General features: G+C 64.3%; 24 protein-coding genes. 19 read left to right on the top strand and 5 right to left on the bottom strand.

The features are described from left to right. Window positions 1-64 precede the first annotated feature (64 nt). Window positions 65-793, top strand: coding sequence for an orotidine-5'-phosphate decarboxylase (pyrF, locus tag OVA12_RS12365; RefSeq protein WP_268137735.1), 729 nt, complete (start codon window positions 65-67; stop codon window positions 791-793). A 19-nt stretch (window positions 794-812) separates the two neighbouring features. Here pyrF and creD read toward each other — a convergent pair whose 3' ends face one another. Further along, complete coding sequence (gene creD / locus OVA12_RS12360) at window positions 813-2240, bottom strand: cell envelope integrity protein CreD (RefSeq protein ID WP_268137733.1); 1428 nt, start codon at window positions 2238-2240, stop codon at window positions 813-815. Between the two features lie 142 nt (window positions 2241-2382). Then, window positions 2383-2853 carry an Lrp/AsnC family transcriptional regulator gene (locus tag OVA12_RS12355; RefSeq protein ID WP_268137731.1) on the bottom strand — a complete coding sequence of 157 codons (471 nt, stop codon included), beginning with the start codon at window positions 2851-2853 and terminating at the stop codon, window positions 2383-2385. Between the two features lie 119 nt (window positions 2854-2972). Between OVA12_RS12355 and OVA12_RS12350 the strand changes: the two genes are divergently transcribed. Further along, entirely contained in the window at window positions 2973-4421 is a 1449-nt protein-coding gene (locus OVA12_RS12350; RefSeq protein WP_442793865.1) for an aminotransferase class V-fold PLP-dependent enzyme, read from the top strand. A gap of 85 nt (window positions 4422-4506) precedes the next feature. Next, the gene (locus OVA12_RS12345) at window positions 4507-5466 is read left to right on the top strand and encodes a bifunctional helix-turn-helix domain-containing protein/methylated-DNA--[protein]-cysteine S-methyltransferase (protein WP_268137729.1); all 960 of its coding nucleotides are present in this window, start codon (window positions 4507-4509) and stop codon (window positions 5464-5466) included. A gap of 30 nt (window positions 5467-5496) precedes the next feature. Here the strand turns inward: OVA12_RS12345 and polA are convergent, their stop codons facing one another. From polA to OVA12_RS12330, 3 genes are all read right to left on the bottom strand, one after another. Further along, a complete protein-coding gene (gene polA / locus OVA12_RS12340) occupies window positions 5497-8487 on the bottom strand; it encodes a DNA polymerase I (protein WP_442793864.1) in 2991 nt (996 codons plus the stop codon). A gap of 74 nt (window positions 8488-8561) precedes the next feature. Further along, window positions 8562-9626: an acyltransferase family protein gene (locus OVA12_RS12335; protein WP_268137725.1), complete on the bottom strand. Its 1065-nt coding sequence runs from the start codon at window positions 9624-9626 to the stop codon at window positions 8562-8564. 116 nt (window positions 9627-9742) lie between these two features. Then, entirely contained in the window at window positions 9743-10255 is a 513-nt protein-coding gene (locus tag OVA12_RS12330) for an FxsA family protein (RefSeq protein ID WP_268137723.1), read from the bottom strand. 215 nt (window positions 10256-10470) lie between these two features. On the opposite strand from OVA12_RS12330, the gene OVA12_RS12325 reads away from it, so the two are divergent. The 16 genes from OVA12_RS12325 (at window position 10471) to OVA12_RS12250 (ending at window position 26293) form a co-directional block, all read left to right on the top strand. Continuing rightward, window positions 10471-11196, top strand: a complete 726-nt coding sequence (locus tag OVA12_RS12325) for a Tim44/TimA family putative adaptor protein (RefSeq protein WP_268137721.1) — start codon at window positions 10471-10473, stop codon at window positions 11194-11196. Then, the gene (gene mltA, locus OVA12_RS12320; protein WP_268137719.1) at window positions 11193-12413 is read left to right on the top strand and encodes a murein transglycosylase A; all 1221 of its coding nucleotides are present in this window, start codon (window positions 11193-11195) and stop codon (window positions 12411-12413) included. Before OVA12_RS12325 ends, mltA begins: the two co-directional genes overlap by 4 nt. Continuing rightward, window positions 12410-13003 (top strand): Smr/MutS family protein, encoded by a 594-nt coding sequence (locus tag OVA12_RS12315; protein WP_268137717.1) that lies wholly within the window; start codon window positions 12410-12412, stop codon window positions 13001-13003. The genes mltA and OVA12_RS12315 overlap by 4 nt, the downstream gene beginning before the upstream one ends. A 110-nt stretch (window positions 13004-13113) precedes the next feature. Continuing rightward, window positions 13114-13485, top strand: a complete 372-nt coding sequence (locus OVA12_RS12310) for a helix-turn-helix domain-containing protein (protein WP_268137715.1) — start codon at window positions 13114-13116, stop codon at window positions 13483-13485. A gap of 18 nt (window positions 13486-13503) precedes the next feature. Beyond that, window positions 13504-16383, top strand: a complete 2880-nt coding sequence (locus tag OVA12_RS12305; RefSeq protein ID WP_268138695.1) for a [protein-PII] uridylyltransferase — start codon at window positions 13504-13506, stop codon at window positions 16381-16383. Window positions 16384-16393: 10 nt separating this feature from the next. Beyond that, complete coding sequence (murJ, locus tag OVA12_RS12300; protein ID WP_268137713.1) at window positions 16394-17962, top strand: murein biosynthesis integral membrane protein MurJ; 1569 nt, start codon at window positions 16394-16396, stop codon at window positions 17960-17962. Window positions 17963-18074: 112 nt separating this feature from the next. Further along, window positions 18075-19154 (top strand): tryptophan--tRNA ligase, encoded by a 1080-nt coding sequence (gene trpS, locus OVA12_RS12295; RefSeq protein WP_268137711.1) that lies wholly within the window; start codon window positions 18075-18077, stop codon window positions 19152-19154. A gap of 56 nt (window positions 19155-19210) precedes the next feature. Next, a complete protein-coding gene (locus OVA12_RS12290; protein ID WP_268137709.1) occupies window positions 19211-19531 on the top strand; it encodes a YbaB/EbfC family nucleoid-associated protein in 321 nt (106 codons plus the stop codon). Window positions 19532-19598: 67 nt separating this feature from the next. Continuing rightward, window positions 19599-20207 carry a recombination mediator RecR gene (gene recR / locus OVA12_RS12285; protein ID WP_268137707.1) on the top strand — a complete coding sequence of 203 codons (609 nt, stop codon included), beginning with the start codon at window positions 19599-19601 and terminating at the stop codon, window positions 20205-20207. Window positions 20208-20276: 69 nt separating this feature from the next. Next, window positions 20277-20939, top strand: coding sequence for a sulfate transporter family protein (locus OVA12_RS12280; RefSeq protein WP_268137705.1), 663 nt, complete (start codon window positions 20277-20279; stop codon window positions 20937-20939). 228 nt (window positions 20940-21167) lie between these two features. Further along, window positions 21168-21566 (top strand): succinate dehydrogenase, cytochrome b556 subunit, encoded by a 399-nt coding sequence (gene sdhC, locus OVA12_RS12275; RefSeq protein WP_268137702.1) that lies wholly within the window; start codon window positions 21168-21170, stop codon window positions 21564-21566. Between the two features lie 10 nt (window positions 21567-21576). Beyond that, complete coding sequence (sdhD, locus tag OVA12_RS12270) at window positions 21577-21960, top strand: succinate dehydrogenase, hydrophobic membrane anchor protein (RefSeq protein ID WP_268137700.1); 384 nt, start codon at window positions 21577-21579, stop codon at window positions 21958-21960. Between the two features lie 5 nt (window positions 21961-21965). Next, window positions 21966-23792: a succinate dehydrogenase flavoprotein subunit gene (gene sdhA, locus OVA12_RS12265; RefSeq protein WP_268137698.1), complete on the top strand. Its 1827-nt coding sequence runs from the start codon at window positions 21966-21968 to the stop codon at window positions 23790-23792. Between the two features lie 9 nt (window positions 23793-23801). Continuing rightward, window positions 23802-24647: an FkbM family methyltransferase gene (locus OVA12_RS12260; protein ID WP_268137696.1), complete on the top strand. Its 846-nt coding sequence runs from the start codon at window positions 23802-23804 to the stop codon at window positions 24645-24647. A gap of 55 nt (window positions 24648-24702) precedes the next feature. Continuing rightward, a complete protein-coding gene (locus tag OVA12_RS12255) occupies window positions 24703-25485 on the top strand; it encodes a succinate dehydrogenase iron-sulfur subunit (protein WP_106752809.1) in 783 nt (260 codons plus the stop codon). Between the two features lie 148 nt (window positions 25486-25633). Next, window positions 25634-26293, top strand: coding sequence for a phosphoribosylanthranilate isomerase (locus OVA12_RS12250; RefSeq protein WP_268137693.1), 660 nt, complete (start codon window positions 25634-25636; stop codon window positions 26291-26293). Window positions 26294-26305: the final 12 nt, after the last annotated feature.

The raw sequence follows: 26305 nt of genomic DNA, 5'->3' as shown, positions 1-26305 counted from the left end.
GCAGGGCTGCTGGTACTAGACCGCCACACCAAACGTGCCATCGCCCTGTCAAATGGAGCCTCCCATGACGCGCCGCAGTCCCTTTGCCCCGCAGTCTGCCACCGGCCGGCTCGTGCTGCCCCTGGACGTGCCGACAGTTGCCGAGGCGCGGGATCTGATCGCGGCGACCAAGGGGGCGGTCGGCGTGTACAAGATCGGGATGGAGCTGCAGTTTGCCGGCGGACTGGAGCTGGCCCGCGAACTGGCGGGCGAGGGCATCGACGTGTTCCTCGATGTGAAGCTGCTCGACATCGACAACACCATCGCCAGCGCCGTGCGCAACATCGCCCGCATGGGCGTGCGCTTCGTCACGCTGCATGCCTATCCGAAGACCATGCGCGCCGCCGTGACCGCGCTTGAGGACACAGGCATCACCGATCTCTGCCTGCTCGGCGTTACCGTGCTCACCTCGATGGACGAGGCGGACGTGACTGCCGCCGGATACGGCAAGCAGGTGCGCGATCTCGTCACCAGCCGGGCCGCCGATGCCCGGGCCGCCGGAATGGGTGGCCTCGTCTGTTCGCCGCTGGAAGCGCCGCTGGTGCGGCCGCTGGTTGGCGAGGAGCTGGTGATCGTGACGCCGGGCGTGCGCCCCGCCGGCAGCGACCACGGCGACCAGAAGCGCGTGATGACCCCGGCGGACGCAATCCGCGCGGGGTCCGACTATCTCGTCATCGGCCGGCCGATCAGCCGGGCTGCCGATCCGCGCCGGGCCGCCGAGGCCATCGTCGAAGAGATTGCCTCGGCGCTGTGATCCTCGGGACCATCGAGACTCAGGTGCGGGGCTCTGCCATTGCGCCTGCATCAAGGTTCAGGACCGGATCTTGCTCCGGCCCCGCACCTGACCAGTCCAGCTTGCGGGTTGCGAACATGGTCACCGCAATGGCCGCAAAGGCGATGAACGAGCCGACCAGCATGGCATAGTCTTCCTCGCGCATCAGCAGGTAGAGCGTGCCGTAGACACTGGCGAGCACCAGACCCATGACGAGGCCAGCCCGGCGGCTGGCAACCAGCAGCCCGATGTAGATCGCAATGAGCAGGGTCACCGCAGTGGATGCCGCCAGATAGGCGATGTCGTAGCCGACGTGTTCGGCCAGCGCGAGCAGCATCACATAGAACACGACCAGCGCCAGGCCCGTCAGGCCATACTGGGTCCAGTGCACGCGCCCCGGCGCCCGCATCTCGATCAGAAACACGGCGAGGAAGGTGAGCGTGATGAAGAAGATCGCGTATTTCACCGACCGGTCGATGGTCTGGTAAAGATCGACCTGCTGCACGAGGTTGACGCCGAGCGTACCCAGCTCGAACGGCAGCCTGCCATCGAACTCGACATCGGGCAGACCGCGGGCAAGGTTCGGCAGCGACCAGCTGGCCGTGAACCCGTCCGCCGTGATCTCGCGCTGATCCGGCAGCAGGCCACCGGCAAAGCCCGGATGTGGCCAGTTCGACGTGAGGCTCACCTGGGTTGTCCGTCCCATCGGCGCAACATGGAAGGCGCTCGACCCGTTCAGCACGATCGGGATCTCGAAGCCGAAGCCGCTGGTGGCTTCAGCCGGCGTCACGGTGCTGTTGATCGCATAGCCCGTGTTGCCGGGCAGGCCCGTGCCGGCAGTCCCCGGTTCGAAGGCGCGCGGCTTGCCACCATCAACGACCAGGAGAATTTCCGACTTCACGGAGCGAAGTTCGCTCAAGGACGCGATCACGCGCGGCTGTTCATCGGACGCCCGAACCTGGCCGCCGTGGCGGGGCGGCACCCTGTCCGCCGTCATCGGCGCGAAGTGACCGGTGAGGCGAATGTCGGCGCGGTAAACCGGCAGGCTGTAGAGCGACAGCTTGCGGTCTTCCGTTGCGATCTTCGCACGGATGTCGAGGTCGCGCGGAAGCGACACGGCCCAGCGCCTGTATCGTTCCGTGCGGCGGCGCACTTCGCCGTTCACGGTCTCCTCCCGAGGCACCTCCTCGATGAAATAGGACACCAGAACCGGGCCGATGACTGTCTGCTTGCGACCCCAGCCGGCCGCGATGTCCTCGGCTACATCGCGGGCCCGGAATTGCCGCTCGTCAACGAGGCTGGACACCATCACGGTTGGAATGAGCAGAAACAGGGTCAGGACTGAAATGATTCCGGCCTTGAATGCCGGCGACGCCAGAACCCGGCGCAATGCACCGAGCAGGGCCATGCAGAATTGCGCAAACGTCATGATCAAAAGCCTTCTCGAAATGGAAGTGCAGTATGATCAGGCGCCTGATCTTGGCGTTTCAGATGATGGTTTGGAGAATTCTTCGCGGCGGCGCTGTGACCCTTTTGGACATGTGTGACCGGGATCACGATTTCTGCCCAGTTTACCGTTCGCGCGTTTCCTGGATCGGCAAGGGCCGCTGTTCCTCGATGGCTTCCATCGCGAAATAGGAGGTCACACTATCCAGTTCGACGCCTGCAATCAGGCGGCGATAGACGGAATCGTAACTGGCCATGTCCCGGGTGACGACCTTGAGCAGGTAGTCGTAGTCCCCGCCGATGCGGAAGAAGTCGATGACCTCGGGAATGGTCTGTACATGGCGGCGGAAGGTCTCGAGCCATTCGGCCGAATGGTGCCGGGTACGGATCATGGCAAACACCACCAGATCAAGCCCGAGACGGGTGCGGTCAAGCTGCACGGTCTGGCCGGTGATCACGCCCTCTTTCTTGAGGGTCTGGATGCGGTTCCAGCAGGCGTTGGGAGAAAGGTTCACCTTCTCTGACAATTCGCGCTGGGTCAGGCTGCCATCCTGCTGCAGGGCCTTCAGGATGGCCTTGTTGAACTGGTCAATCATTCCCGGGTTCCATCGAACAAATTTCAGGTCATTGATCTCCAGAGTGTGAAATTTTGGAATTCATCTCAAGAGGCATCGCATAAATTCTTCCGAATTCGCTCTTTTGCAGGATGCCCGCCATGCCGATGTCCCTTGCCGATTTCCGTGACCACCTGGCCGCAAACCCATCGCTCGTTGATACGCTGCGCGCCGGATTGATCGGCGAAGGCATCGAGATCGAAGGCGCGTTCGGGTCGCGCAAGCTGGTCTATGCGGATTACACCGCTTCCGGCCGGGCCCTGCGGCAGGTGGAGGAGTTCATCCTCGCCGAGGTGCTGCCCTATTACGCCAACAGCCACACGGAAGCGTCCTGGTGCGGCGCGCGCATGACGCAGCTGCGGCGCGAGGCGCGGGCCCTGATCGCAGAGGTTACGGGCGCGGGCGAGGACTGCACCGTCATCTTCACCGGCTCGGGCGCGACGGCGGCAATCAACCGGGCGGCCAACCTGTTCGGCGTCGCGGGCCTTCATGGCACGACAGGCGACGACCGGGCGGCGGTCCTGATCGGCCCCTACGAGCATCATTCCAACATCCTGCCCTGGCGCGAGAGCGGCGCCGAGGTGATCGAGATCGCCGAGGCGGCCGAGGGCGGCCCCGACATGGCGCAGCTTCAGGCCGAGCTGATCCGTCTGGCCGGCCGGCCCCTCGTCATCGGCGCCTTTTCCGCCGCCTCCAACGTCACCGGTCTCTTGACCGATGTGGACGCAGTGACGCGGCTGCTCAAGGCGCATGGGGCGCTGGCGCTGTGGGACTATGCCGGCGGCGGCCCCTATCTGCCGATCCGCATGAACTCCGGCAGCGACTGTGCCAGGGATGCAATCGTTGTCTCGCCACATAAGTTCCCCGGCGGACCGGGCGCCTCGGGCATCCTGATCATCCGCAATTCGGCCGTCCGGGCGGTGAAGCCGACCTGGCCGGGCGGCGGCACTGTGTCTTTCGTCTCGCCCTGGGGGCACGACTATTCCGCCTCACTGGCGGCCCGTGAGGAAGCCGGCACGCCCAATGTCATCGGTGACATCCGCGCCGGCCTTGCCTTCCTGATCAAGGATACGGTCGGCGAGGACTTCATCCTCTCCCGCGACAAGGCCCTCGCCCGGATGGCCTTCGCGGCCTGGGCCGGACACACGAGCCTGAAGATCCTCGCAGGCGACAAGCAGGACCGGCTGCCGATCTTCGCCTTCCAGATCGAGGATGCGGCCGGCAACCGGGTGCATCCGCAGCTGTTCACACGGATGCTGTCGGATTTCCACGGCATCCAGGCACGCGGCGGCTGCGCCTGCGCCGGGCCCTACGCACACCGGCTGCTCGGCATCGACCAGACGCGCTCGGAAGAGCTTCGCGCCTCGATCCAGGCGGGCGAGGAGATGGAGAAGCCGGGCTGGACACGGCTCAACTTCAGCTACCTGATGGACGATGCCACCGCGCGCTTCATTCATGAGAGCGTGGCGCAGCTGGCCCGCGACGGCCAGGAACTGGCCAAGCTCTATGTCGGCGATCCGCGCACCGCGCGGTTCCGCAAGGCCGGTTGAGCCCTCGCATATCGGGTGGCTGAACCGGGGTAGGGCGGGGTAAGGTCAGGCAGTATTCAATGCCCGACCTTGCCGAGTGATCCAGATGGCCAATGCCTCCCAGTCCGACCTGTTTGCCGCCACCGATCTGGCGACCGCCCGCGCCAATGCGGTTAGCGCCGAGCTGATCCCTGCCATCGCCACCGGCGAGGATGCAGCGCGCGACTATCAGGTCGTGCGCGAGACGTTGGAGCGCATCACCGAGACCTGGCGCGACCAGCCGCAGCTTGATGATCTGGCGCGGCAGGTGGGCCTGCAGCCGATCCAGCTGCAGCGCGTGTTCTCTCGCTGGGCCGGGCTGACACCGAAGCAGTTCGTCCAGGCGATCACGCTCGACCACGCCCGCGCGCTGTTGCGCGATGCGGCCAGCATCCTCGACACGTCCTACGAGGTCGGCCTGTCCGGTCCCGCCCGGCTGCACGACCTGTTCGTGACGCATGAGGCGATGACACCGGGCGACTACCGCGGCCGCGGCGCCGGCGTCACCATCCGCTACGGCTTCCACCCTTGTCCCTTCGGCCAGGTGCTGCTGATGATCACCGAGCGGGGACTCGCGGGCCTTGCCTTTGCCGATCCGGGAGAGGAAACGTCAGCATTCGAGGACATGAGCAGCCGCTGGCCGGCCGCCAGTTTCGTCGCCGACCAGGAGGCAACGCTGCCCTATGCCGTGCGGGTGTTTGATCCCTCGGCCTGGGCGTCCGACACGCCGCTCAATGTCGTCTTCATCGGCACCGATTTCGAGATCCGGGTGTGGCAGACGCTGCTGAAGATCCCGATGGGCCGGGCCACCACCTATTCCGACATCGCCCGCAGCCTCGGCAAGCCCAGCGCGGCGCGGGCGGTGGGCACGGCGGTCGGGCGCAACCCGATCTCCTTCGTCGTGCCCTGCCACCGGGTGCTCGGCCGCACCGGCGGCCTCTGCGGCTACCACTGGGGCCTGACCCGCAAGCGGGCGATCCTCGGCTGGGAAGCCGGACTGACGGGGCCTGTACTGCAGATGGGCTGAAGCGCAGGCCCTATACCGGCCCTGAGCAATTCAATGCGCTTCATCCCAGGTATCGGCAGCGCGGGCGTCGACCTGCAGCGGCACCGTCAGGCGAAGGGATGGTTCGCAGGCTGTCTCCATCACATGGCGGATGACAGGAATGGCCTGATCGACGCCGGCCTCATCCACCTCGAAGATAAGTTCATCGTGAACCTGCAGCAGCATGTCGGCAGATGAGTTGGCAGCGGCGAGCGCGCCCTCCATCCGCACCATCGCCCGGCGCAGGATGTCGGCGGCCGATCCCTGGATCGGCGCGTTGATCGCCGCCCGCTCGAAGAAGGCACGCATGGACGGATTGGACGTGTTTACGTCCGGATAGTGCGCCTTGCGGCCGAAGATGGTGGTGACATAGCCCTTGTCATGCACCTCCCGCTTCACCGCTTCCATGTAGTCGCGGATGCCGGGGAAGCGCTGGAAATACATCTTGATGTAATCGCTCGCCTCCCCACGCGAGATGCCGAGCTGGGCAGCAAGGCCAAAGGCCGAGATGCCATAGATGATGCCAAAGTTGATCGCCTTGGCGCGGCGGCGGACCATCGGATCCATGTCCTTCACCGGCACGCCGAACATCTCGCTCGCCGTCATGGCGTGGATGTCGAGACCATCCGCAAACGCCTTCTTCAGCTGCGGGATATCAGCGATATGGGCCAGCACGCGCAGCTCGATCTGGCTGTAGTCGGCCGAGATCAGCTTGCGGCCCTTGTCTGCCACGAACGCCTTGCGGATCTTGCGACCAGCTTCAGTGCGGACCGGAATGTTCTGCAGGTTCGGCTCCGACGAGGACAGGCGGCCGGTCGTCGTCGAGGCCAATGAGTAGGATGTGTGGACGCGCCGGGTTTCGGGATTGATGTAACCGGGCAGCGCATCGGTATAGGTGGACTTCAGTTTGGCCAGCTGACGCCACTCGACGATCTTGACCGGCAGTTCGTGTCCTTCAGCTGCCAGATCGTCGAGCACGGAGACCGAGGTGGACCAGGCGCCCGTCTTGGTCTTCTTGCCACCGGGTAGGCCCATCCGCCCAAACAGAATGTCGCCCAACTGCTTCGGCGAGCCAATGTTGAACGTCTCGCCGGCCAGCGCGTAGATCTCAGACTCGACGGCCGCCATGCCTTGCGCGAATTCACCGGACAGGCGCGACAGCATCTGCCGGTCGATGGAAATGCCGCGCCGCTCCATGCGGGCCAGCACCGGCACCATCGGCCGCTCCAGCGTCTCGTAGACCGTGGCCATGGCCTCGGCGGCCAGACGCGGCTTCAGCACGCGCCAGAGCCGCAGGGTCACGTCCGCATCTTCGGCGGCATAGGCTGTCGCCTTGTCGATCGCCACCTTGTCGAAGGTGATCATCGACTTGCCCGAGCCGGCCACGTCCTTGAAGGAAATCGGCGTGTGCCCGAGCCAGCGCTCCGACAGCTCGTCCATGCCGTTGCCGCCCTTGCCCGCGTCCAGCGCGTAGGACAGAAGCATGGTGTCGTCGAGCGGGCCGATGGCAACGCCGTAGCGCAGCATCAGGAGATAGTCATACTTGAGGTTCTGGCCGATCTTGAGGACGCCGGCGTCCTCCAGCAGCGGCTTGAGCACATCCAGCGCCTCGCGCATCGGGATCTGACCGGGAACCAGACCGCCGCCGCCAAGTAGATCACCTTCGCCGTCGACATGGCCAAGCGGCACGTAGCAGGCACGGCCAGGCCCTGTCGCCAGCGACACGCCGACGAGGCTCGCCTGCATCGCGTCCAGCGAGGTGGTTTCCGTGTCGAAGGCAACGAGACCAGCTTCGGTCGCCTCGGCGACCCAAGCCTTCAGCCGGTCGAGATCGCGGACGGTCTCATAGGCCGCGTGGTCGATCTTGAGGCTGCGGGCTTCTTGCTGCCGCGCATCCACGAGCGCGCGGGCCGTCATCAGTCCGGCAGGAACGTCGGCCGAGACAGCCGCGGAACGAGGGCTTGCCGAGGCGTCCGGGAGATCGACGGATGCTGGGGCGTCGCCGCGCTCCATCTGGCGGCCCTTCGCATCAGGTGTGTGCCAGCCGGCAATCTCGAACTCGGACGGTTCGATATTGGCAACCTCGGCCCCTGTCGCATCGGCGACGCGGCGGGTGAGGGTGGTGAACTGCATCGCCTTGAGGAACCCGACAGCCTGGGGCCCGTTCACCGGCTCCACGGCCAGATCCGTTACGGGAATGAGGACCGGGACATCGGTCTTCAGCGTCACCAGCTGCTTGGAAATGCGGGCCTGTTCGGCAAATTCGATCAGATTTTCACGGCGTTTGGTCTGCTTGATGGTGTGCGCGTTGGCAAGCAGCGTTTCCAGATCGCCGAACTCCAGAATGAGCTGCGCTGCCGTCTTGAGCCCAATGCCGGGAACACCCGGCACATTGTCGACACTGTCGCCAGCCAGCGACTGGACCTCGATGACCTTGTCCGGACCGACGCCGAATTTCTCGAACACCTCCGGTTCGCCGATGACCTTGTTCTTCATCGTGTCGATCATGCCGACGCGGGGACCGATCAGCTGCATCAGATCCTTGTCGCCGGACACGATGGTGACACGCGCGCCCATCTCCGCCGCCTGGCGGGCATAGGTGGCGATCAGGTCGTCAGCTTCAAAGCCTTCCTGCTCGATCGAGGGCACATTGAAGGCACGGGTGGCCGTGCGGATCAGGCCGAACTGCGGGATCAGATCTTCCGGCGGTTCGGGGCGCTGGGCCTTGTAGGCCGGATAGATCTCGCTGCGAAAGGTCTTCGAGGAGTGGTCAAAAATGACGGCAAAATGGGTCGGCTCATCGCCCTTCTCCGGCGTCAGACCTTCGGTCAAGAGCTTCCACAGCATGTTGCAGAAGCCGGAGACCGCGCCGACCGGCAGCCCGTCCGACTTGCGAGTCAGGGGTGGCAGCGCGTGATAGGCGCGGAAAATGAAGGTGGAACCGTCGACCAGAATGAGGTGGTCGTCAGCGGTGAGCGCGGGGGAGGAAGCATCGTTCGACATGGCGCGGATCATGCCCGCTTGGCCCGGAGGATGAAAGGGCGAATGTGCGTCCGCAGCATTGCCCAGGGGGCTGATCATTCCGCCGCCGCGCCTGCTTCTTTGTGTGCGACTTGCCGTGTGACATGCGCCCAGGCAAGGCGCCTGAACAGGAACCAGCCGTAACCTGTGCGCTTGACGGCGAAATAGAGGATGAGCGGTCCGGTCACGGCGGCAATCGTAACCAGCAAGGACAGTGTACCGGTATCGAACAGTCCCAGCTTGGGCAGCAGAATCCGCGCCACCGCCATCGGAAAGAAGAAAGCGAGATAGATGACGATGGAATGCGCGCCCATCCAGCGCAGCCCGGCAAGCCGGCCTGACGAGGCAAGAAGACTGGAGATGAGCACCACAGCGACACCGCCTGCAGCACCCAGGGCCAGTGACAGGCCAGGAAGCTGATAGATGCCGGTCGCAACCGATGCCGCGTTCAGGCAAGCCCAGATGACGATTGCAGACAAGGCGGCCGCTCGTCTTTCCGTCGCAAAGGCGGCGAGGGAAAACAGGCGCGGCGCAAAAATGTAGCCTGCGAAGAAGAAGACATAGCGCTCGGCGAAATAGTCGACGATGTAGACGCCGGTTTCGATGGAAGTTATTTGCAGCAAGGCTGCAACGCCCAGTGTCAACTGCCAGGGAATCTTGAGGTCATGCAGAATTTTCGTGACGACAAAGAAGATTGCCAGAAGGTAGACGAACCACAACGTGCCAAACGGTTGCACGAAGGCGAAAAAATACTCACCCACTGTTGCCCCGACACCCTCTGACGCAATCATGCCGGGCGCCTTGACCGCGAACTGGATGGTCAGCCACAGGATGTAGAAATACAGGAAATGCACGACCTTGCGGTCCAGATAGAGCCGCCAGTCCCTGTCGAGGACATTGGCGACAAACAGGCCGGAGATCAGGAAAAAGTCCGGCATCCGGAACGGGGTTGCAAACAGGACAACCGGATGCATCCAGCCGGCTTCACCGGCGGCAAATTCCATCCCCAGAACACTGTGCATCATGACAACCAGCACGATGCAGATCCCGCGCGCGTGATCGATCCAGTCGATGCGGGGCGGTCGGGCTGAGCGCATGTCGGAGGGCGTGTCGGTTGTCATGGTCCAACCATAGCGCGAATTGCTGGCCGCTGTCGGTTAACGTTGCAGCGCAAACTGTCACATCTGACGAGGTTGCGGTCACAAGCTTGTGAAGGCCGAGCCGCGGCTTCCGGTCGTCAGTTGTTCCGGTCGTCCGGCTTCTGCCAAGGGCTGCCCAGCGCGGGACGGTTTGAAGAAGTGCTGTCTTCTGAAGGGGTTGCGTCTTCCCGGTGCCAGTCCTGTGCGTCCAGGTCAACGACTGTCGGACCACGGGTTCCGGAGCGCTTGGCAGCGATGATCGTTGCGCGGCTGGCCATGCGCCGGACCAGAAGGCTGCGCAGCGGCGGAATGAACAGCAGCAGGCCGAGCGTATCCGTGATGAACCCCGGCAGAAGCAGAAGGATGCTGGCGGTGACCATCAGCACACCATGCATCATTTCCTCGCCCGGCACCCGGCCAGCGTCCAGCTCGCCCTGCATCTTGCGGACAAGCGACAGGCCCTGGTGCCGCAGCATGGCCGTTCCGGCGACGGCGGTGGCGACTGTCAGGAGGACAGTCGGCAGGATTCCGATCTCCTCACCGACCATGATGAAGACGGAAATCTCCGCCAGCGGGAGAAGGATGAGACCGGCAAGAACCAGAAAGGCCACGAAATACCTGACGTTGACTGTTGGCTAACCCGCCCAAGATAAGGTGCCTTGAACGGGATTGCGAGTATCCAGCCGGGGGCGTCCAACAATCGCCTTGCTCTTGGCACTGGATGCTGGTTCAAGAACCCCTACATTCAAAGGAACCTGACCGGTGGATCCGGGGTGCGCCGACGGCATCCGGACATCAGGTCAGGGATCACAAGCCGGTAGCACCCATGAGCGACGTTCTGGACATCTACAACATCATCCTCCTGGCACTGGCTGTCTTCGTGTTCTTCAAGTTGCGCTCGGTTCTGGGCAAGCGGACGGGCAGCGAGCGGCCGCCGTTTGACCCCTATTCCAAGCCTTCCCAGGACCGGGAAGACCGCGACAATTCCAAGCCTTCGCGCGACAATGTCATCCCATTGCCAGGCGCTCAGACAGGTCCTGCGCCGGAAGAGCCGGTTGCCGGCGATGTCGTCCTCGACAAGGTCGCCCCCTCCGGCACCGCCCTCAACGCTGCGCTGCGCCAGATCCTGTCGGTGGACCGGACCTTCGAGCCGGAACAGTTCCTGCAGGGTGCCAAGGCAGCCTACGAGATGATCGTCACTGCCTTTGCCGAAGGCGACCGCAAGACGCTGAAGCAGCTCCTGTCGAAGGACGTGTTCGAAGGCTTCGTGACTGCGATCAACGACCGCGAGACGCGCGGCGAGGTGGTCGAGTCCACGTTCGTCGGCATCAACAAGGCCGAGATCGTGGAAGCGGCGCTGAAGGGCTCGACCGCTCAGGTCACGGTGCGGCTGCAGAGCGAACTGATTTCCGCCACCCGCGACCGCGACGGGCACGTCATCGATGGCGACCCGACCAAGGTCAGCGAAGTCGTCGACATCTGGACCTTTGCCCGTGATACGGGCACCCGGGACCCGAACTGGAAGCTGGTCGCGACCGAATCGGCGGAATGACGCCTCTCGTTTCGCGCTTCGGCGCGTTGTTCATGATCCTGACCGCCGCCCTGAGCCCTGCTCCGGGCGGCGCATTTGCAAAACCGGGGAAAGCAGCGTCCGTGTCCGATGATCTGACATCACGCCTTGCTGCCGGTTCCTTCGCTGACATGCCCGGCTGGGACCAGGACGACCATGCGGCGGCCCTCACTGCCTTCCGACGCCTCTGCGACATCCGCGATGACGCCCAGCCGGGCGCGCCGGCGACGGCCGAGCCGCAGAAAATGCTGCTGGCCGAACTAAAGCGGATCTGTGACCGGGCACCGGAAACAGCATCAGCAAAGACGGCGCGTGCGTTCTTTGAGGAAGCGTTTGTTCCGGCCCGGTTCGACGCGCCGGGTTTTGTCACCGGCTACTATGAGCCCGAAGTCGAGGGGTCGCGCCGCCCGTCGGCCACCTATGCAACGCCGCTTTATGCTGCCCCCGAAGGGCTGACGCTCGTCAACGACCGCAACCGGCCGAAGGGATGGCCGGAGGGGGTCACCCATGGGGTGATGCGGGGCGGCAAGATGGAAGCGATGCCGGACCGGCCGGCCATCATGGAAGGCGCGTTGAAGGGCAAGGGGCTGGAGCTGATCTGGCTGAAAAGTCCGGTTGATGCGTTTTTCGTGCATGTGCAGGGCTCGGCCCGCGTACGGCTTGAAGACGGTTCGGTGATGCGCGTGGGATATGCCGGCAAGACCGGGCATCCCTACACGGCAATCGGCCGGGTGCTGGTGCAGGCGGGCGAGGGCACGCCGGAAGACTTCACCATGACCGGCCTGAGAGCCTGGCTGGCGCGCAATCCCGACCGGATGGACTGGCTCTTCGCGCATAACCGCTCTTTCATCTTCTTCCGCGCGATCGACGACATTGATCCTGCCGAAGGCCCGATTGGTGCTGCCGGCGTCCCGCTGATTGCCGGTCGCAGCATCGCCATGGACCGGACTTTGCACACCTATGGCATGCCGGTCTTTGTTGATGCTGATCTCGGCGGATCCGGACTTGCCGATCCGCGCTGGCAGCGGCTGATGATTGCCGACGACACCGGCTCGGCCATCAAGGGCCCAGCGCGCGGCGATCTGTTCATCGGGTCCGGTGCTGAAGCCGGGGCAATTGCCGGGGCCGTCCGGCATCCGGCGACCATGGTGCTGCTGTGGCCGCGCCGGCTGGTTCACCTGCTGGAGCCGCGCTCTTGAGCGGCGGACGGCGCAGGGGGCCACGCAACCTGTCGGGCGAAGAGCGCGAGCTGTGGAGCAAGGTTGCCTCGACAGCGACGCCGCTGAAGTCGACAGCTTGGCCGCCGCCCGACATGCCACCGCCACCGCAGCCGCAGCCCGCCGCTGACGAGACAAGTGCAACAAGCGCTGCCACATCCCCCCCGGCCACAGAAACGGCGATGCGCCCGGCACCGCAGCCGAAAGGACCGCCGCCGCTTGCGCCGATCGAGCGCCGGGTGCGGCAGAAGGTGGTGCGTGGCCAGCGCCGCATCGACTCGCGCATTGACCTGCATGGCCTGACGCAACATCAGGCGCATGACCGGCTGCGCGGGTTCTTGCGTCTGGCCCAGCAGCAAGGCCATACATTCGTGCTTGTGATCACCGGCAAGGGCGGTTCCGGCGCCATGGCGGCCTACATGGACGAACGCGGCATCCTGCGCCGTGTCGTGCCGCAGTGGCTGGCGATGGCAGACCTGCGAACCATCGTTCTGGGGTTCGAGGAGGCGCATCTGACCCATGGGGGCTCGGGTGCATTGTATGTGCGGCTGCGCAAGCTGAAGGACAGCTAGAGCATCCTGCGTTCCGGAGCGCGCGGGGTGATCCTGCAACTGAAGACTGACCAGCATCCGGATGGAAAACCCGCGCCGGTGGGCCATCCGCTGATCTGAGGGAACCGGGCATGACACCGCTGGGGGCAAAACTGCGGGAGATGCGGGCAAAGCGCGGCATCTCGCTGAAGGAGATGGCGGCAGGCCTCGCCGTTTCGAGCGCCTATCTGTCCGCGCTGGAACATGGCAAGCGGGGCAAGCCGACCTGGTTCCTGGTGCAACGCATCATCGCCTATTTCAACGTGATCTGGGATGAAGCAGAGGAAATCCAGCGTCTTGCCGAGATGTCGGATCCGAAGGTGACGCTCGACACCTCCGGCCTTGATCCCCGGGCCACCGAGCTGACCAACCTGCTGGAGCGCAAGATCGGCGGGCTCAGTCCTGAGTCCCTCGAACATCTGTTGCACCAGCTGCGCGTGGTCGCGGCCCGCGACAAGGTGTGATGCCGAGCTTGTACCGGCCTGTCATGGGGCTATTGTCCCGCAACATGGTGGCGAAAGCCGCCCTTCCAGAGAGACAAGGATCCGCAAAGGACCATGAGCCACCATCCTTCCGACTATTCCGACCTGATCGATGCCGAGGCGTTGCGGGCAAAGCTGACCAGCCTGACGGCGGCCCATGACGGACTTGGGACGGATTTCAAGGTCCGGGCGGCGGTTCTGGCCGAACTGAAGGCGGCAATGCGCGCTGGCCGTGAGGTGGCACAGGAGCATCTGCGCCGCGAAGGCGGCGGCCTTGCCTGCGCCCGGCGGCTGAGCCATCTGCAGGATGAGCTTATCCGCGTCGTCTATGACTTCGCGCTGGCGCATGTCTACCGGATCACCAATCCCTCGACGGCCGAGCGCATGGCTCTGGTTGCCGTCGGCGGCTACGGACGCGGCACGCTGGCCCCCGGCTCGGACGTCGATCTCCTGTTCCTGCTGCCCTACAAGCAGACCCCCTGGGGCGAGCAGGTGGTGGAATACATCCTCTACATGCTGTGGGACCTGGGCCTGAAGGTCGGCCATGCCACCCGCAACATCGAGGAATGCATCCGCCTGTCGCGGTCCGACATGACCATCCGGACGGCCGTGCTGGAAGCGCGGTTCGTCTGGGGTGAGGAGACCCTGTTCCAGGAGCTGCAGGCGCGGTTCGACGCGGATGTCGTGGCCGGCACCAGCTCCGACTTCATTGCCGCAAAGCTTGCCGAACGCGACGAGCGCCACAAGCGGCAGGGCATGTCGCGCTATCTGGTCGAGCCGAACATCAAGGAAGGCAAGGGCGGTCTGCGCGACCTCAACACCCTGTTCTGGATCGCCAAATATCACTACCGGGTGCGGCGCCAGTCGGAGCTGGTGTCGAAAGGCGTCCTGTCCCGGTCGGAATACAATCTCTTCGTCAAATGCGAGGACTTCCTGTGGGCAGTCCGCTGCCATCTGCATTTCCTTACCGGGCGGCCTGAAGAACGGCTGTCCTTTGACGTCCAGCGCGAGATCGCGATCCGGCTTGGCTACACCCAGCATCCCGGGCTGAAGGACGTCGAGCGCTTCATGAAGCACTACTTCCTGGTCGCCAAGGACGTGGGCGACCTGACGCGCATCCTGTGTTCGGCCCTTGAGGCGCAGCATGTGAAGTCGCCCCATGGCACGGGGTTCACCGGCCTGATGCTGCGGCTGAAGAGCCCGCGCGGTCCGGCCGCGCAGCCGATCCGCGAGGCGCCGGGCTTTGTCGCCGAGAACGGGCGAATCAATGCGGCCAGCGACATGGTGTTCCGGGAAGATCCCGTGAACCTGATCCGCGTGTTCCAGGTGGCCGACCGGCTGAACTACATCCTGCATCCGGAGCTGATGCAGCTGATCCATCGCTCGCTGTCATTGATTAACAGCGCCTTGCGCGACAATCCGGAAGCCAACCGGCTGTTCGTGTCGATCCTGACATCGCGATCGCAGCCGGAAGCGACCTTGCGCGCCATGAACGAGGCCGGCGTGCTGGGCCGCTTCGTGCCGGACTTCGGCAAGGTCGTGGCGATGATGCAGTTCAACATGTACCACCACTACACGGTGGACGAGCACCTGCTGCGCTCCATCGGCGTTCTGGCCGAGATTGAACGAGGCGGAGCCGAGGGCGAAAATCCGCTCGCCAGCCAGCTGATCAAGTCGATCCAGAACCGGCGCGTGCTGTATGTGGCGATGTTCCTGCACGACATTGCCAAGGGGCGCCCCGAGGATCACTCGGTCGCCGGTGCAAAGATCGCGCGCAAGCTGTGCCCGCGGCTCGGCCTCAGCGCAGCCGAGACAGATACGGTCGCCTGGCTGATCGAGCATCACCTCGACATGAGCACCTATGCGCAGTCGCGCGATCTCTCCGACCGCAAGACGATCACCGACTTTGCCCAGATCGTGCAGAGCCTGGAGCGGCTGAAGCTGCTGCTGATCCTGACGGTTGCCGATATCCGCGCCGTTGGTCCCGGGGTCTTCAATGGCTGGAAAGGCCAGCTGCTGAGGACGCTCTACTACGAATGCGAGCCGCACCTGACCGGCGGACACAGCCAGTTGAGCCGCAAGGAAGTGGTGACCGACGCCAAGGAACGGCTCCTGGAAAAGCTCACCCACTGGACCACGAGCGAACGCCAGTCCTATGTCGGCCGGCACTATCCCGCCTACTGGATGCGGGCGGAAATCGACCGGGCGATTGCCCATGCCGAGCTGATCCGCCGGGCCGACGCGCGCAACGAGAAATTTGCCGCCGAGGTGCGCACGCATGCCTTCGAGGGCGTCACGGAAATCACCATCCTTGCGCCGGACCATCCGCGCCTGCTGTCGTCGATTGCCGGGGCATGTTTCGTCACAGGCGCCAACATCGTCGATGCGCAGATCGACACGACGACGGATGGCTTCGCGCTGGATTCGATCTTCGTTGGCCGCGAGCTGCCCGATGATGCCGACGAGCGCCGGCGCGGCGAACGCATCACCGACATCATCCTGAAAACCCTGCGCGGTGAGATGCCTCTGCCGGAACACATCGCCAAGAAGGCCAACATGAAGGGGCGCATGAAGGCGTTCCGGGTGGCGGCCGAGGTGCTGGTCAACAATTCCTGGTCGGACAGCTACACCGTCGTGGAAGTCAGCGGGCTGGACCGGCCGGGACTTCTGTACGAGCTGACCCGGGCGATTGCCGGGCTCAACCTCAACATCGCCTCCGCGCATATCTCGACCTTCGGCGAGCGGGTGGTGGACGTGTTCTACGTGACCGACCTGACGGGTCAGAAAATCTCCAACATCAGCCGTCAGGAGACGATCCGCGAGCGGCTGACCGAGGCGGTGGAAGGAAAGCCGGAGCCTGCCCCTGTAACGTCTGGCTGATGGAACGCCAATGAGCCTGATCCGCAACTTTGCAACGGTCGGTGCGGCAACGCTTGCCAGCCGCATTCTTGGCTTCGTGCGTGATGCCATGCTGGCGGCCGTGCTGGGAGCCGGACCGGTGGCCGACGCCTTTGTTGTGGCCTTCCGTTTGCCGAACCTGTTCCGTCGGCTGTTTGCCGAAGGGGCCTTCAACTCCGCGTTCGTGCCCCTGTTCGGGCGGGCGCTGGAGGAGGAGGGCGAAACGAGGGCGCGGCAGGTGGCCGGCGAAATCGCGTCCGGCATGCTGTTCGTGCTGCTCATCCTGCTGGCCATCGCCGAAATGGCGATGCCCGCCGTGGTCTGGGTTCTCGCACCGGGCTTTCTGGAGGATCCGGCCAAGTTTGACCTGACCGTGCTGATGTCGCGGATCACCTTTCCCTATCTGGTGTTCATGTCGATGCTGGCGCTGATCGCGGGCATCCTGAACACCTATCACCGCTTCGCCGCCGCTGCCTTTGCCCCGGTGATGCTGAATGTGGTGATGATTGCCGTGCTGGCGGGCATCGTCCTCTCCGGTGTGATCGAGGAACGGCAGATCGGCCTCATCCTCTGCCTCGGCGTTTCCGTTGCCGGGGTGGCGCAGCTCGCTGTCGTGCTGTGGGACATGAAACGGCTGGGCTTTCGCCTCACCCTGCCACGGCCGCGCCTGACGCCGGCGGTGCGCCGGCTGGTGACGCTGGGCGTACCCGGGCTCATTGCCGGTGGCATCACCCAGATCAACATCGTCGTCGGCCAGGTGATCGCGTCGGCGCAGGCGAGCGCGAATGCGCTGCTTTACTACGCCGACCGGCTGTATCAGCTGCCGCTCGGGGTCATCGGGATTGCCATCGGCGTCGTGCTGCTGCCCAGCCTGACCCGGCAGCTGCGGGCCGGCGAGGATGCGCAGTTCCAGAAGACGCTGAACGGGGCGATGGAACTGTCCTTCGCCCTGACGCTGCCGGCCTCTGTTGCGCTAGTGGTGATCCCGGATGAAATCGTCTCGGTGCTGTTCGGGCGCGGGGCCTTCGATGCGGCGGCGGTGAGCGGAACGGCGGCGGCGCTGGCGGCTTTTTCTTTTGGATTGCCGGCCTATGTGCTGAACAAGGTGTTCTCGCCCGGCTATTTCGCCCGCGAGGACACGAAGACACCGATGTGGTTTGCCGGACTCAGTGCGCTGATGAATGTCGTGCTGTCGTTGCTGCTGTTTCCGGTGCTGGCGCATGTGGGCATCGCGCTGGCGACGACGGTTGCCGGATGGGTCAACGCGCTGGCGCTTGGGGTGGTGTTGTGGCGACGTGGGCATTTTGAGCCGGATCTGGTAGTCCTGCGCAAGATCGGGCTGCTGGCGGTGGCAAGCGCCGTCATGGGCGTGTGCGTTCATCTCGGGGCAGAGGCCCTGGCGGGCGCGCTGGGCGGGCCATCGCTGGGCATTCGTGTGGCCGCGCTGGGTGTGCTGGTGGCCGGCGGGGTCACGGTCTTCGCCGGTCTGGCGCAGGTCACCGGCGCGGCCGACCTCATTGGCCTTGCGCGGATGATCCGCCGGCGCAAGACCGGGGCATGAGGCGCGTTGCTGCCGCTTGCCTTGCTGCGGGCGCCACGCCATAAGTCCAGCGGCATCCTGCCTTTCCCAATTTCAGGCCCTTCCAACCGGCCGACTGTTTCAGGGATTTTACATGACAGCGCTCCAGCCCCGCTGCTTCTCCGGTGTTCAACCGACCGGCAACCTTCACCTCGGCAATTACCTCGGCGCTGTCTCGCGCTGGGTGCCGATGCAGGATCTGATGCCGACGATCTTCTGCGTCGTCGACATGCATGCGATCACGGCCGGCTTCCCCGATGCGAAGGACCTCACCAACGCAACCCGTGAAGTCACCGCCGCCTTCATCGCCGCAGGCATCGACCCCAAGCGCTCGGTGATCTTCAACCAGAGCCAGGTGAAGGAACACGCCGAGCTGGCGTGGATCTTCAACTGCGTGGCGCGCATGGGCTGGCTGAACCGCATGACGCAGTTCAAGGACAAGGCGGGCAAGAACAGCGAGAACGCTTCGGTCGGCCTCTTTGCCTATCCGAACCTGATGGCGGCCGACATTCTGGCTTACCGCGCGACGCATGTTCCGGTGGGCGATGACCAGAAGCAGCATCTGGAGCTGACCCGCGACATCGCGCAGAAGTTCAACAACGACTTTGCCGAGCGGATCAAGGAACTGGGGCTGGGTTCGCCCAACCCGACGCCGTCGCCGGAAAGCCCGGAGCAGATCTATCTGCCGCTGCCCGAGCCGATGATCGCCGGCCCCGCGCCGCGCGTGATGAGCCTGCGCGACGGCACGAAGAAGATGTCGAAGTCCGACCCCTCGGATCTGTCGCGCATCAATCTGGCGGACGACGCCGACATGATCGCCAAGAAGATCAAGAAGGCCAAGACCGATCCGGAGCCGCTGCCGGGTGAACTGGAAGGCCTCAAGGGCCGGCCGGAAGCCGAGAACCTGGTCGCGATCTATGCCGCGCTCGCCGGCAAGACCAAGGACGCGATCATCGCCGAATTCGGCGGTCAGCCGTTCTCCGTGTTCAAGCCGGCGCTGGCCGAGCTTGCCGTGGAGCGGCTTGCGCCGCTGAACGCCGAGATGCGCCGGCTGATGGCCGATCCGGCGGAAATCGACGCCGTCCTGAAGAACGGCGCCGAACAGGCTTCCGCCATCGCCGAGCCGGTGCTGCGCGACATGCGCAAGATCATCGGCTTTCTGGATGTGAGGTAAGCGGATCGACCCCATATGGGTGAGATCGCACCACGTACCGGACAAGGAGACAGTCCATGGACTTCATGAAGATGATGAAGCAGGCGAAGCAGCTGCAGGAGAAGATGGGCTCGCTGCAGGAAGCCTTTGCCAATATCGAGACCGAAGGCAGCTCAGGCGGCGGCATGGTGAAGATCACCATTGCCGGCAAGGGCGAGATCCGCGGTATCAAGATCGATCCGTCGCTGCTGAAAGAAGAAGAGGCCGAGATCCTCGAGGACCTGATCATCGCGGCCCACAACGAGGCGCGGATCAAGGCCGAGACCCTGATGCAGGAAAAGACCCAGGAACTGATGGGTGGCATGGGGCTTCCGGCCGGCATGAAGATGCCGTTCTGACAGACCGGCTGCGGGCCGGGCGCCAGCGCGCCGGCCCGCGTGCGGACAAGAAAACAGGGAACACGAGATGGCAGGGCGCAAGGTCGCAGGTCCGGAGATCGAACGGCTGATCCAGCTGCTCGCACGGCTGCCCGGGCTCGGGCCGCGGTCGGCCCGGCGCGCGGCCCTGCATCTCATCAAGAAGAAGGAGCAGCTGCTGGTTCCGCTCGCAGACGCCATGGGCGTGGCGGTGGAGAAGGTTGGCATCTGCTCGGTCTGCGGCACGGTCGACACCTGCGACCCTTGCACAATCTGCTGCGACGATGGCCGGGACGAAACCGTTCTGGTCGTGGTGGAAGATGTCGCGGACCTGTGGGCGCTCGAGCGCGCCGGGGCCATCAACGCCCGCTACCATGTGCTGGGCGGCACCCTGTCGCCGCTGGACGGAATTGGCCCGGAAGATCTCAACATTGCCGCGCTGGTTGCCCGCGTCGAGGCGGGATCGATCCGCGAGGTGGTGCTGGCAGTGAATGCGACGGTCGAGGGCCAGACCACGGCACTCTACATCACCGATCAGCTTTCCAGCCTTGATGTCACCGTCACACGGCTGGCGCATGGCGTGCCGGTGGGCGGCGAGCTGGACCATCTCGATGAAGGCACGCTGATGCAGGCGCTGAAGGCGCGAACCCGGTTCTGAGCGGTCATTGCGATTGCCGGTCGGCCTGCCTATGTGAGGGCGGTGACCGAAATGAAGGAACCAGGACGAATGTTGTCTGATGCGCTGCGGGCCTTTGGCCAGGTGTTTGAACCCGCCTTTCGCACCATCCTGATCAAGTCGCTGGCCTTCTCGATTGCGGTTCTCGCGGTGATCTGGATCGCCCTGCAGGGCGTTGTCGCCGGCTATGTCGAGCTGCCCTATCCCTGGCTCGACACGGTGGTGTCGATCCTGACCGGCATCGGCGCGATCTTTGTCCTTGGCTTCCTGGTTGCTCCAGTGACGGCGCTGTTTGCCGGACTGTTCCAGGACGATGTGGCAGCGATTGTCGAGCAGACCAACTACGCTCACGAACAACCTGGCCGTGCCATGCCGCTGGGTGCTTCACTTGCCGCAACCGTCAAGTTCACCGGTGTTGTCATTCTCGGCAATATTGTTGCGCTGGTTCTGCTGCTGGTTCCCGGCGTCAATCTGATCGCGTTTCTGGTGGTCAACGCCTACCTGCTCGGCCGCGAGTTCTTCGAGTTTGCCGCCACGCGCTTCATGAGCCCCGTCGAGGCCCGCGCGCTGCGAAAGGCGCACTCCGGAACAGTGTTCATGGGTGGGTTGCTGATCGCCGGCCTTCTGGCTGTCCCTGTGCTCAACCTCGTGACACCGGTCTTTGCGACCATCTTCATGATGCATGTCATGAAGAGGACATTGCGTCGCAGGTGATTGCAGTTTGCTGACTTTCACCCTCAGGTTAATTTCGACGGCTGATCTAATCGATTTTGTCCCGGAACGGGTCTGATCCTTGTCCGTGGCGGTGAAGACCTTTTCAGATTTCACCCTTAGGATACTTTGACGCGTCCGTTCGTTGGCGCTATTACGCCTCTAGACAACGCCAGCTGATGCTTACGTTTACGCAAACGTAAGGTTGGCGTCGGACGGGAGAGAAAGTCCATGCCGGATGTCGATATGAAGGGCAGCCGCCCTCTGTCGCCCCATCTTCAGATCTACAAGCCGATCCTGACGATGGTGATGTCGATCCTGCACCGCATCACCGGTGCAGCGCTGTACTTCGGGACGCTGCTTCTTGCCTGGTGGCTCATTGCCGCCGCCAGCGGCCCGGCCTATTTCGATTTCGTGAATGACCTCATGGGGTCGATCCTCGGCCGCCTGGTGCTGTTCGGCTTCACCTGGGCCCTGGTGCATCACATGCTTGGCGGTCTGCGCCATTTCGTCTGGGACATGGGCGCGGGCTTCGGACGTGAAGCGCGCGAATGGCTGGCCCGGGCAACCATCATTGGCTCCGTTGCGCTGACGATCCTGCTGTGGGTCATCGGCTACATGGTTCGCTGAGGAGACACGAATGACCGATATGCGCACTCCGCTCGGCAAGGTCCGTGGCCTCGGCTCGGCCAAGGAAGGCACCGAGCATTTCTGGCGCCAACGCGTCACCGCGGTGGCCAACGTGTTCCTGATCTCGTTCTTCGTGGTTCTCGTGATTTCCCTGCAGGGCGGTAGCCATGCGGATGTGGTCGCGGCGCTGAAGAACCCGCTGATCTCGATCCTGCTGCTGCTCGTCATCCTGTCCGGCGTCTATCACATGAAGCTCGGGATGCAGATCATCATCGAAGACTATGTCCATGGTGACGGCGTGAAGTTCCTCGCGCTGATGGCCAACATCTTCTTCTGTGCCGCCGTCGGGCTCGGCTCGGTGTTCGCGGTTATCAAGATCGGCTTTGGAGGCTGACCCACATGGCCAAGACCTATGAATTCGTCGAACATACCTTCGACGTGGTGGTGGTCGGTGCCGGCGGTGCCGGCCTGCGCGCCACGCTCGGCATGGCCGAGCAGGGCCTGCGCACGGCCTGCATCACCAAGGTGTTCCCGACCCGCTCGCACACCGTTGCAGCACAGGGCGGCATTGCCGCCTCGCTGAAGAACATGACGCCGGACTGCTGGGAATGGCACATGTTCGACACGGTGAAGGGCTCCGACTGGCTCGGCGATGCCGACGCCATGGAGTATCTCGCCCGTGAGGCACCGAAGGCCGTTTACGAGCTGGAACACTACGGCGTGCCCTTCTCGCGCACCGAAGACGGCCGCATCTACCAGCGCCCCTTCGGCGGTCACATGCAGAACTACGGCGATGGCCCCCCGGTGCAGCGCACCTGCGCCGCAGCCGACCGCACCGGCCACGCCATCCTGCACACGCTCTATGGCCAGTCGCTGAAGAACAACGCAGAGTTCTACATCGAGTATTTCGCGCTCGACCTGATCATGTCGGATGACGGCGTGTGCCAGGGCGTGATCGCCTGGAACCTCGATGACGGCACCATCCACCGCTTCTCCGCCAAAATGGTGGTGCTGGCGACCGGTGGGTACGGCCGAGCCTATTTCTCGGCAACCTCCGCCCACACCTGCACCGGCGACGGTGGCGGCATGGTCGCGCGTGCCGGCCTGCCGCTGCAGGACATGGAATTCGTGCAGTTCCATCCGACCGGCATCTACGGCTCGGGCTGCCTCATCACCGAAGGCGCGCGCGGCGAAGGCGGCTATCTGGTCAACTCCGAAGGCGAGCGCTTCATGGAGCGCTATGCCCCGTCGGCCAAGGACCTTGCCTCCCGCGACGTGGTGTCGCGCTGCATGACGATCGAGATCCGTGAAGGCCGCGGCGTCGGCAAGAACAAGGATCACATCTTCCTGCACCTCGACCACCTGGATCCGGCGCTTCTGCACGAGCGCCTGCCGGGCATCTCGGAATCGGCCAAGATCTTTGCCGGCGTCGATGTGACCAAGGAGCCGATCCCGGTCCTGCCGACCGTGCACTACAACATGGGCGGCATCCCGACCAACTACTGGGGCGAGGTGCTGAACCCGACGGCGAGCGACCCGAACCGCATCCAGCCGGGCCTGATGGCCGTGGGTGAAGCGGGTTGCGCCTCGGTGCATGGCGCCAACCGCCTCGGCTCCAACTCGCTGATCGACCTGGTCGTCTTCGGCCGCGCTGCTGCCATCCGTGCCCGCGAGGTCGTGGATCCCAAGAGCGCCGTGCCGACGCCGAACGAGCGGTCCTGCGAAGAAATCATGGCCCGCTTCGACAAGACGCGGCATGCCAGCGGCTCGACGCCGACGGCCGTGCTCCGCGAGAAGATGCAGCGCGCCATGCAGGAAGACGCGGCCGTGTTCCGCACCCAGGAAAGCCTGGAACAGGGCTGCAAGCGCCTGTCCGCGATCTGGGGCGAAATGTCCGACATCAAGGTCACCGACCGCTCGATGATCTGGAACTCGGACCTTGTCGAAACCCTCGAGCTGCAGAACCTGATGGCCAACGCCATCACGACGGTCTACGGCGCCGAGGCCCGCAAGGAAAGCCGTGGTGCCCACGCACGTGAGGACTACAAGGATGGTCCGCTCGGCGGCCGCGACGACGTCAACTGGCGCAAGCACACGCTGGCCTGGGTCGACGAAGCCGGTGCCGTCAAGCTCGACTACCGCGCCGTGATCACCGAGCCGCTGACCCGCTACGAAGACGGCGGCATCGACCCGAAGAAGATCGCCCCGAAGGCGCGCGTCTACTAAGGACTGTCCATGGTTGCCGCTCTCGCCCGGCCTGACATCACCTCGCCCTTCGGCACATACCGTGCCGAGGGACTGGTGAAGTTTGCCTGGGCGCTGGCGGACCGGCACGACCTGTCGGCCTTCCTGCGCAAGCGGATCCGCAGCCTCGTCGCCCGGGTGTTTTCCGGCCCTTATGACACCGTGGTGGAGGGACTGAAGTTCCGCCTCTATCCCGGTGGCAATTACGATGACCGGAAAATGATGGCCAAGGGCCGCCTGCCCGAACAGGCAGAACACCGGCTGATTGCGCCTCTGCTCGGCAAGGACCGTGTCTTTGTCGACGTGGGGGCCAACATCGGCACCTACAGCCTGTTTGCCGCCGCAAGCGGAGCCGAGGTTCTGGCCGTCGAGGCGAGCCCCGACACGGCCGACAAGCTGGCCTTTAACCTCGCTGCCAACGGCGCGTCGGATGTCCGCATCGCCCGCACGGCCGTGGGCGCTGAGGACGGCGAACTGTCGCTGTGGCGCGAGCCCTCGAACGCCGGCTTTGCGACGCTGGTCGAAGACCTGACCCAGGGCGAGTGGGCCGGCAACTGGAGCGCTTTCCGCGTGCCGGTGCGCCCCCTGGCCGATGTGGTGGCCGAGGCCGGACTGACGCGGATCGACGTGATGAAGATCGACGTGGAGGGATTTGAGGACCGTGTGCTGGTGCCCTATCTCTCCACCACCAGCCGGGACCTCTGGCCCCGCGCCATTCTGCTTGAAACAAACTGCCGGCCGCATTGGACCGAGGACTGCCTGAGCCTGCTCACGCGCCTTGGCTATGAACAGGCCGGCGAAACCAGAGACAACATCCTGTTCAGCCTGAAGGCCTGACGGGGAACCCATTGGCCCGGACATCCATCCGGCGCCGTAACGCGGAGCGACGAGAATGGTTCAGCTGACGCTTCCAAAGAATTCCAAGGTGACCGAGGGCAAGGTCTGGGACAAGCCGAAGGGCTCCACCAACCTGCGCGAATACCGGATCTACCGCTGGAATCCGGATGACGGCCGCAACCCGCGCGTGGACACCTATTTCGTCGATCTCGACGATTGCGGTCCGATGATCCTGGACGGGCTCATCTACATCAAGAACAAGATCGACCCGACGCTGACCTTCCGCCGTTCGTGCCGCGAGGGCATCTGCGGCTCCTGCGCGATGAACATCGACGGCACCAACACCCTTGCCTGCACCAAGGGCATGGACGAGGTGGGCAAGGGCGCGATTGCGATCTACCCGCTTCCGCACATGCCGGTGATCAAGGACCTGGTTCCGGACCTGACCCGCTTCTACGCCCAGCACCGCTCGATCGAGCCCTGGCTGAAGACCGTGTCGCCGGCCCCGGAAAAGGAATGGCGCCAGAGCCACGAGGACCGCGCCAAGCTGGATGGCCTCTATGAGTGCATCCTCTGCGCCTGCTGCTCGACCTCCTGCCCGTCCTACTGGTGGAACGGCGACCGCTACCTCGGCCCCGCAGTGCTGCTGCAGGCCTATCGCTGGCTGATCGACAGCCGCGACGAAGCCAAGGGCGAGCGCCTCGACAACCTCGAGGATCCGTTCCGCCTGTACCGCTGCCACACGATCATGAACTGCGCCCAGGCCTGCCCCAAGGGCCTGAACCCGGCCAAGGCCATCGCAGAGATCAAGAAGATGCTGGTGGAGCGCCGCGTCTGACGCGACGCCGGAGCGCATCGGAATTGTTTGGGGGGCAGTCGCAAGGCTGCCCTTCTTTTTGGGCTTCCAGCCGGCGTGACCGGGCTATAGGCTCGCCGCTCGCGCATCGGGACCATAGCCCTTGCGGTTGAACGAACGTCAGGCAGTCATGTCCAGAATTCCAGTCAAGATCTGTGGTCTTTCGACCGAGGAGACCCTGCAGACGGCGATTGACGCCGGTGCGGACATGATCGGGCTGGTGTTCTTTCCCAAAAGCCCGCGGCATGTGTCCCTGAGTGATGCCTGCCGCCTGGCGGATATGGCGCGCGGCAAGACCGAGATCGTGGCGCTGACAGTCGATATGGATCTGGCCGGGCTGCAGCGGATCAACGAGCTGGTGAAGCCGGACCTGTTCCAGTTTCACGGCTCGGAAACGCCGGAAGCCTGTGCTGCGGCGCGGATCATGTTGCGCACCCGCATCATCAAGGCGATTGGCGTGCGGGAGAAGGCTGACACCGAGAAGGCACTGCCCTATGTCACGGTGGCCGAGTGGATCCTGTTCGATGCCAAGCCGCCGGCGGACTCGGATGTGCCGGGGGGTCACGGGGTTCCCTATGACTGGACGATCCTCAAGGCGCTTGACCTGCCGCGCCGCTTCATGCTTTCCGGGGGGCTCGATCCAGAGAATGTGGGCCGTGCCATCGCCATGAGCGGGGCGCCGGCCGTAGATGTGTCCTCGGGCGTGGAACGCGCCAAGGGCGTCAAGGACAGCGATCTGATCCGCGCCTTTATGGCGGCCGTTCGATCGGCGGAAGATGTGAAGGAGTGACGAGACGTGACC

This window comes from Pannonibacter sp. SL95, from assembly GCF_026672425.1.
Classification (GTDB): domain Bacteria; phylum Pseudomonadota; class Alphaproteobacteria; order Rhizobiales; family Stappiaceae; genus Pannonibacter.
The sequence above is the reverse complement of the archived record's forward strand: the minus strand, read 5'-3'. Positions and strand labels throughout refer to the sequence as shown.

Bases quoted from the DNA above. Each gene is read 5' to 3' on its own strand.
- pyrF (WP_268137735.1), top strand. From the start codon at position 65: ATGACGCGCCGCAGTCCCTTTGCCCCGCAGTCTGCCACCGGCCGGCTC.
- creD (WP_268137733.1), bottom strand. From the start codon at position 2,240: ATGACGTTTGCGCAATTCTGCATGGCCCTGCTCGGTGCATTGCGCCGG.
- OVA12_RS12355 (WP_268137731.1), bottom strand. From the start codon at position 2,853: ATGATTGACCAGTTCAACAAGGCCATCCTGAAGGCCCTGCAGCAGGAT.
- OVA12_RS12350 (WP_442793865.1), top strand. From the start codon at position 2,973: ATGCCGATGTCCCTTGCCGATTTCCGTGACCACCTGGCCGCAAACCCA.
- OVA12_RS12345 (WP_268137729.1), top strand. From the start codon at position 4,507: ATGGCCAATGCCTCCCAGTCCGACCTGTTTGCCGCCACCGATCTGGCG.
- polA (WP_442793864.1), bottom strand. From the start codon at position 8,487: ATGTCGAACGATGCTTCCTCCCCCGCGCTCACCGCTGACGACCACCTC.
- OVA12_RS12335 (WP_268137725.1), bottom strand. From the start codon at position 9,626: ATGACAACCGACACGCCCTCCGACATGCGCTCAGCCCGACCGCCCCGC.
- OVA12_RS12325 (WP_268137721.1), top strand. From the start codon at position 10,471: ATGAGCGACGTTCTGGACATCTACAACATCATCCTCCTGGCACTGGCT.
- mltA (WP_268137719.1), top strand. From the start codon at position 11,193: ATGACGCCTCTCGTTTCGCGCTTCGGCGCGTTGTTCATGATCCTGACC.
- OVA12_RS12310 (WP_268137715.1), top strand. From the start codon at position 13,114: ATGACACCGCTGGGGGCAAAACTGCGGGAGATGCGGGCAAAGCGCGGC.
- murJ (WP_268137713.1), top strand. From the start codon at position 16,394: ATGAGCCTGATCCGCAACTTTGCAACGGTCGGTGCGGCAACGCTTGCC.
- trpS (WP_268137711.1), top strand. From the start codon at position 18,075: ATGACAGCGCTCCAGCCCCGCTGCTTCTCCGGTGTTCAACCGACCGGC.
- OVA12_RS12290 (WP_268137709.1), top strand. From the start codon at position 19,211: ATGGACTTCATGAAGATGATGAAGCAGGCGAAGCAGCTGCAGGAGAAG.
- recR (WP_268137707.1), top strand. From the start codon at position 19,599: ATGGCAGGGCGCAAGGTCGCAGGTCCGGAGATCGAACGGCTGATCCAG.
- OVA12_RS12280 (WP_268137705.1), top strand. From the start codon at position 20,277: ATGTTGTCTGATGCGCTGCGGGCCTTTGGCCAGGTGTTTGAACCCGCC.
- sdhC (WP_268137702.1), top strand. From the start codon at position 21,168: ATGCCGGATGTCGATATGAAGGGCAGCCGCCCTCTGTCGCCCCATCTT.
- sdhD (WP_268137700.1), top strand. From the start codon at position 21,577: ATGACCGATATGCGCACTCCGCTCGGCAAGGTCCGTGGCCTCGGCTCG.
- sdhA (WP_268137698.1), top strand. From the start codon at position 21,966: ATGGCCAAGACCTATGAATTCGTCGAACATACCTTCGACGTGGTGGTG.
- OVA12_RS12260 (WP_268137696.1), top strand. From the start codon at position 23,802: ATGGTTGCCGCTCTCGCCCGGCCTGACATCACCTCGCCCTTCGGCACA.
- OVA12_RS12255 (WP_106752809.1), top strand. From the start codon at position 24,703: ATGGTTCAGCTGACGCTTCCAAAGAATTCCAAGGTGACCGAGGGCAAG.
- OVA12_RS12250 (WP_268137693.1), top strand. From the start codon at position 25,634: ATGTCCAGAATTCCAGTCAAGATCTGTGGTCTTTCGACCGAGGAGACC.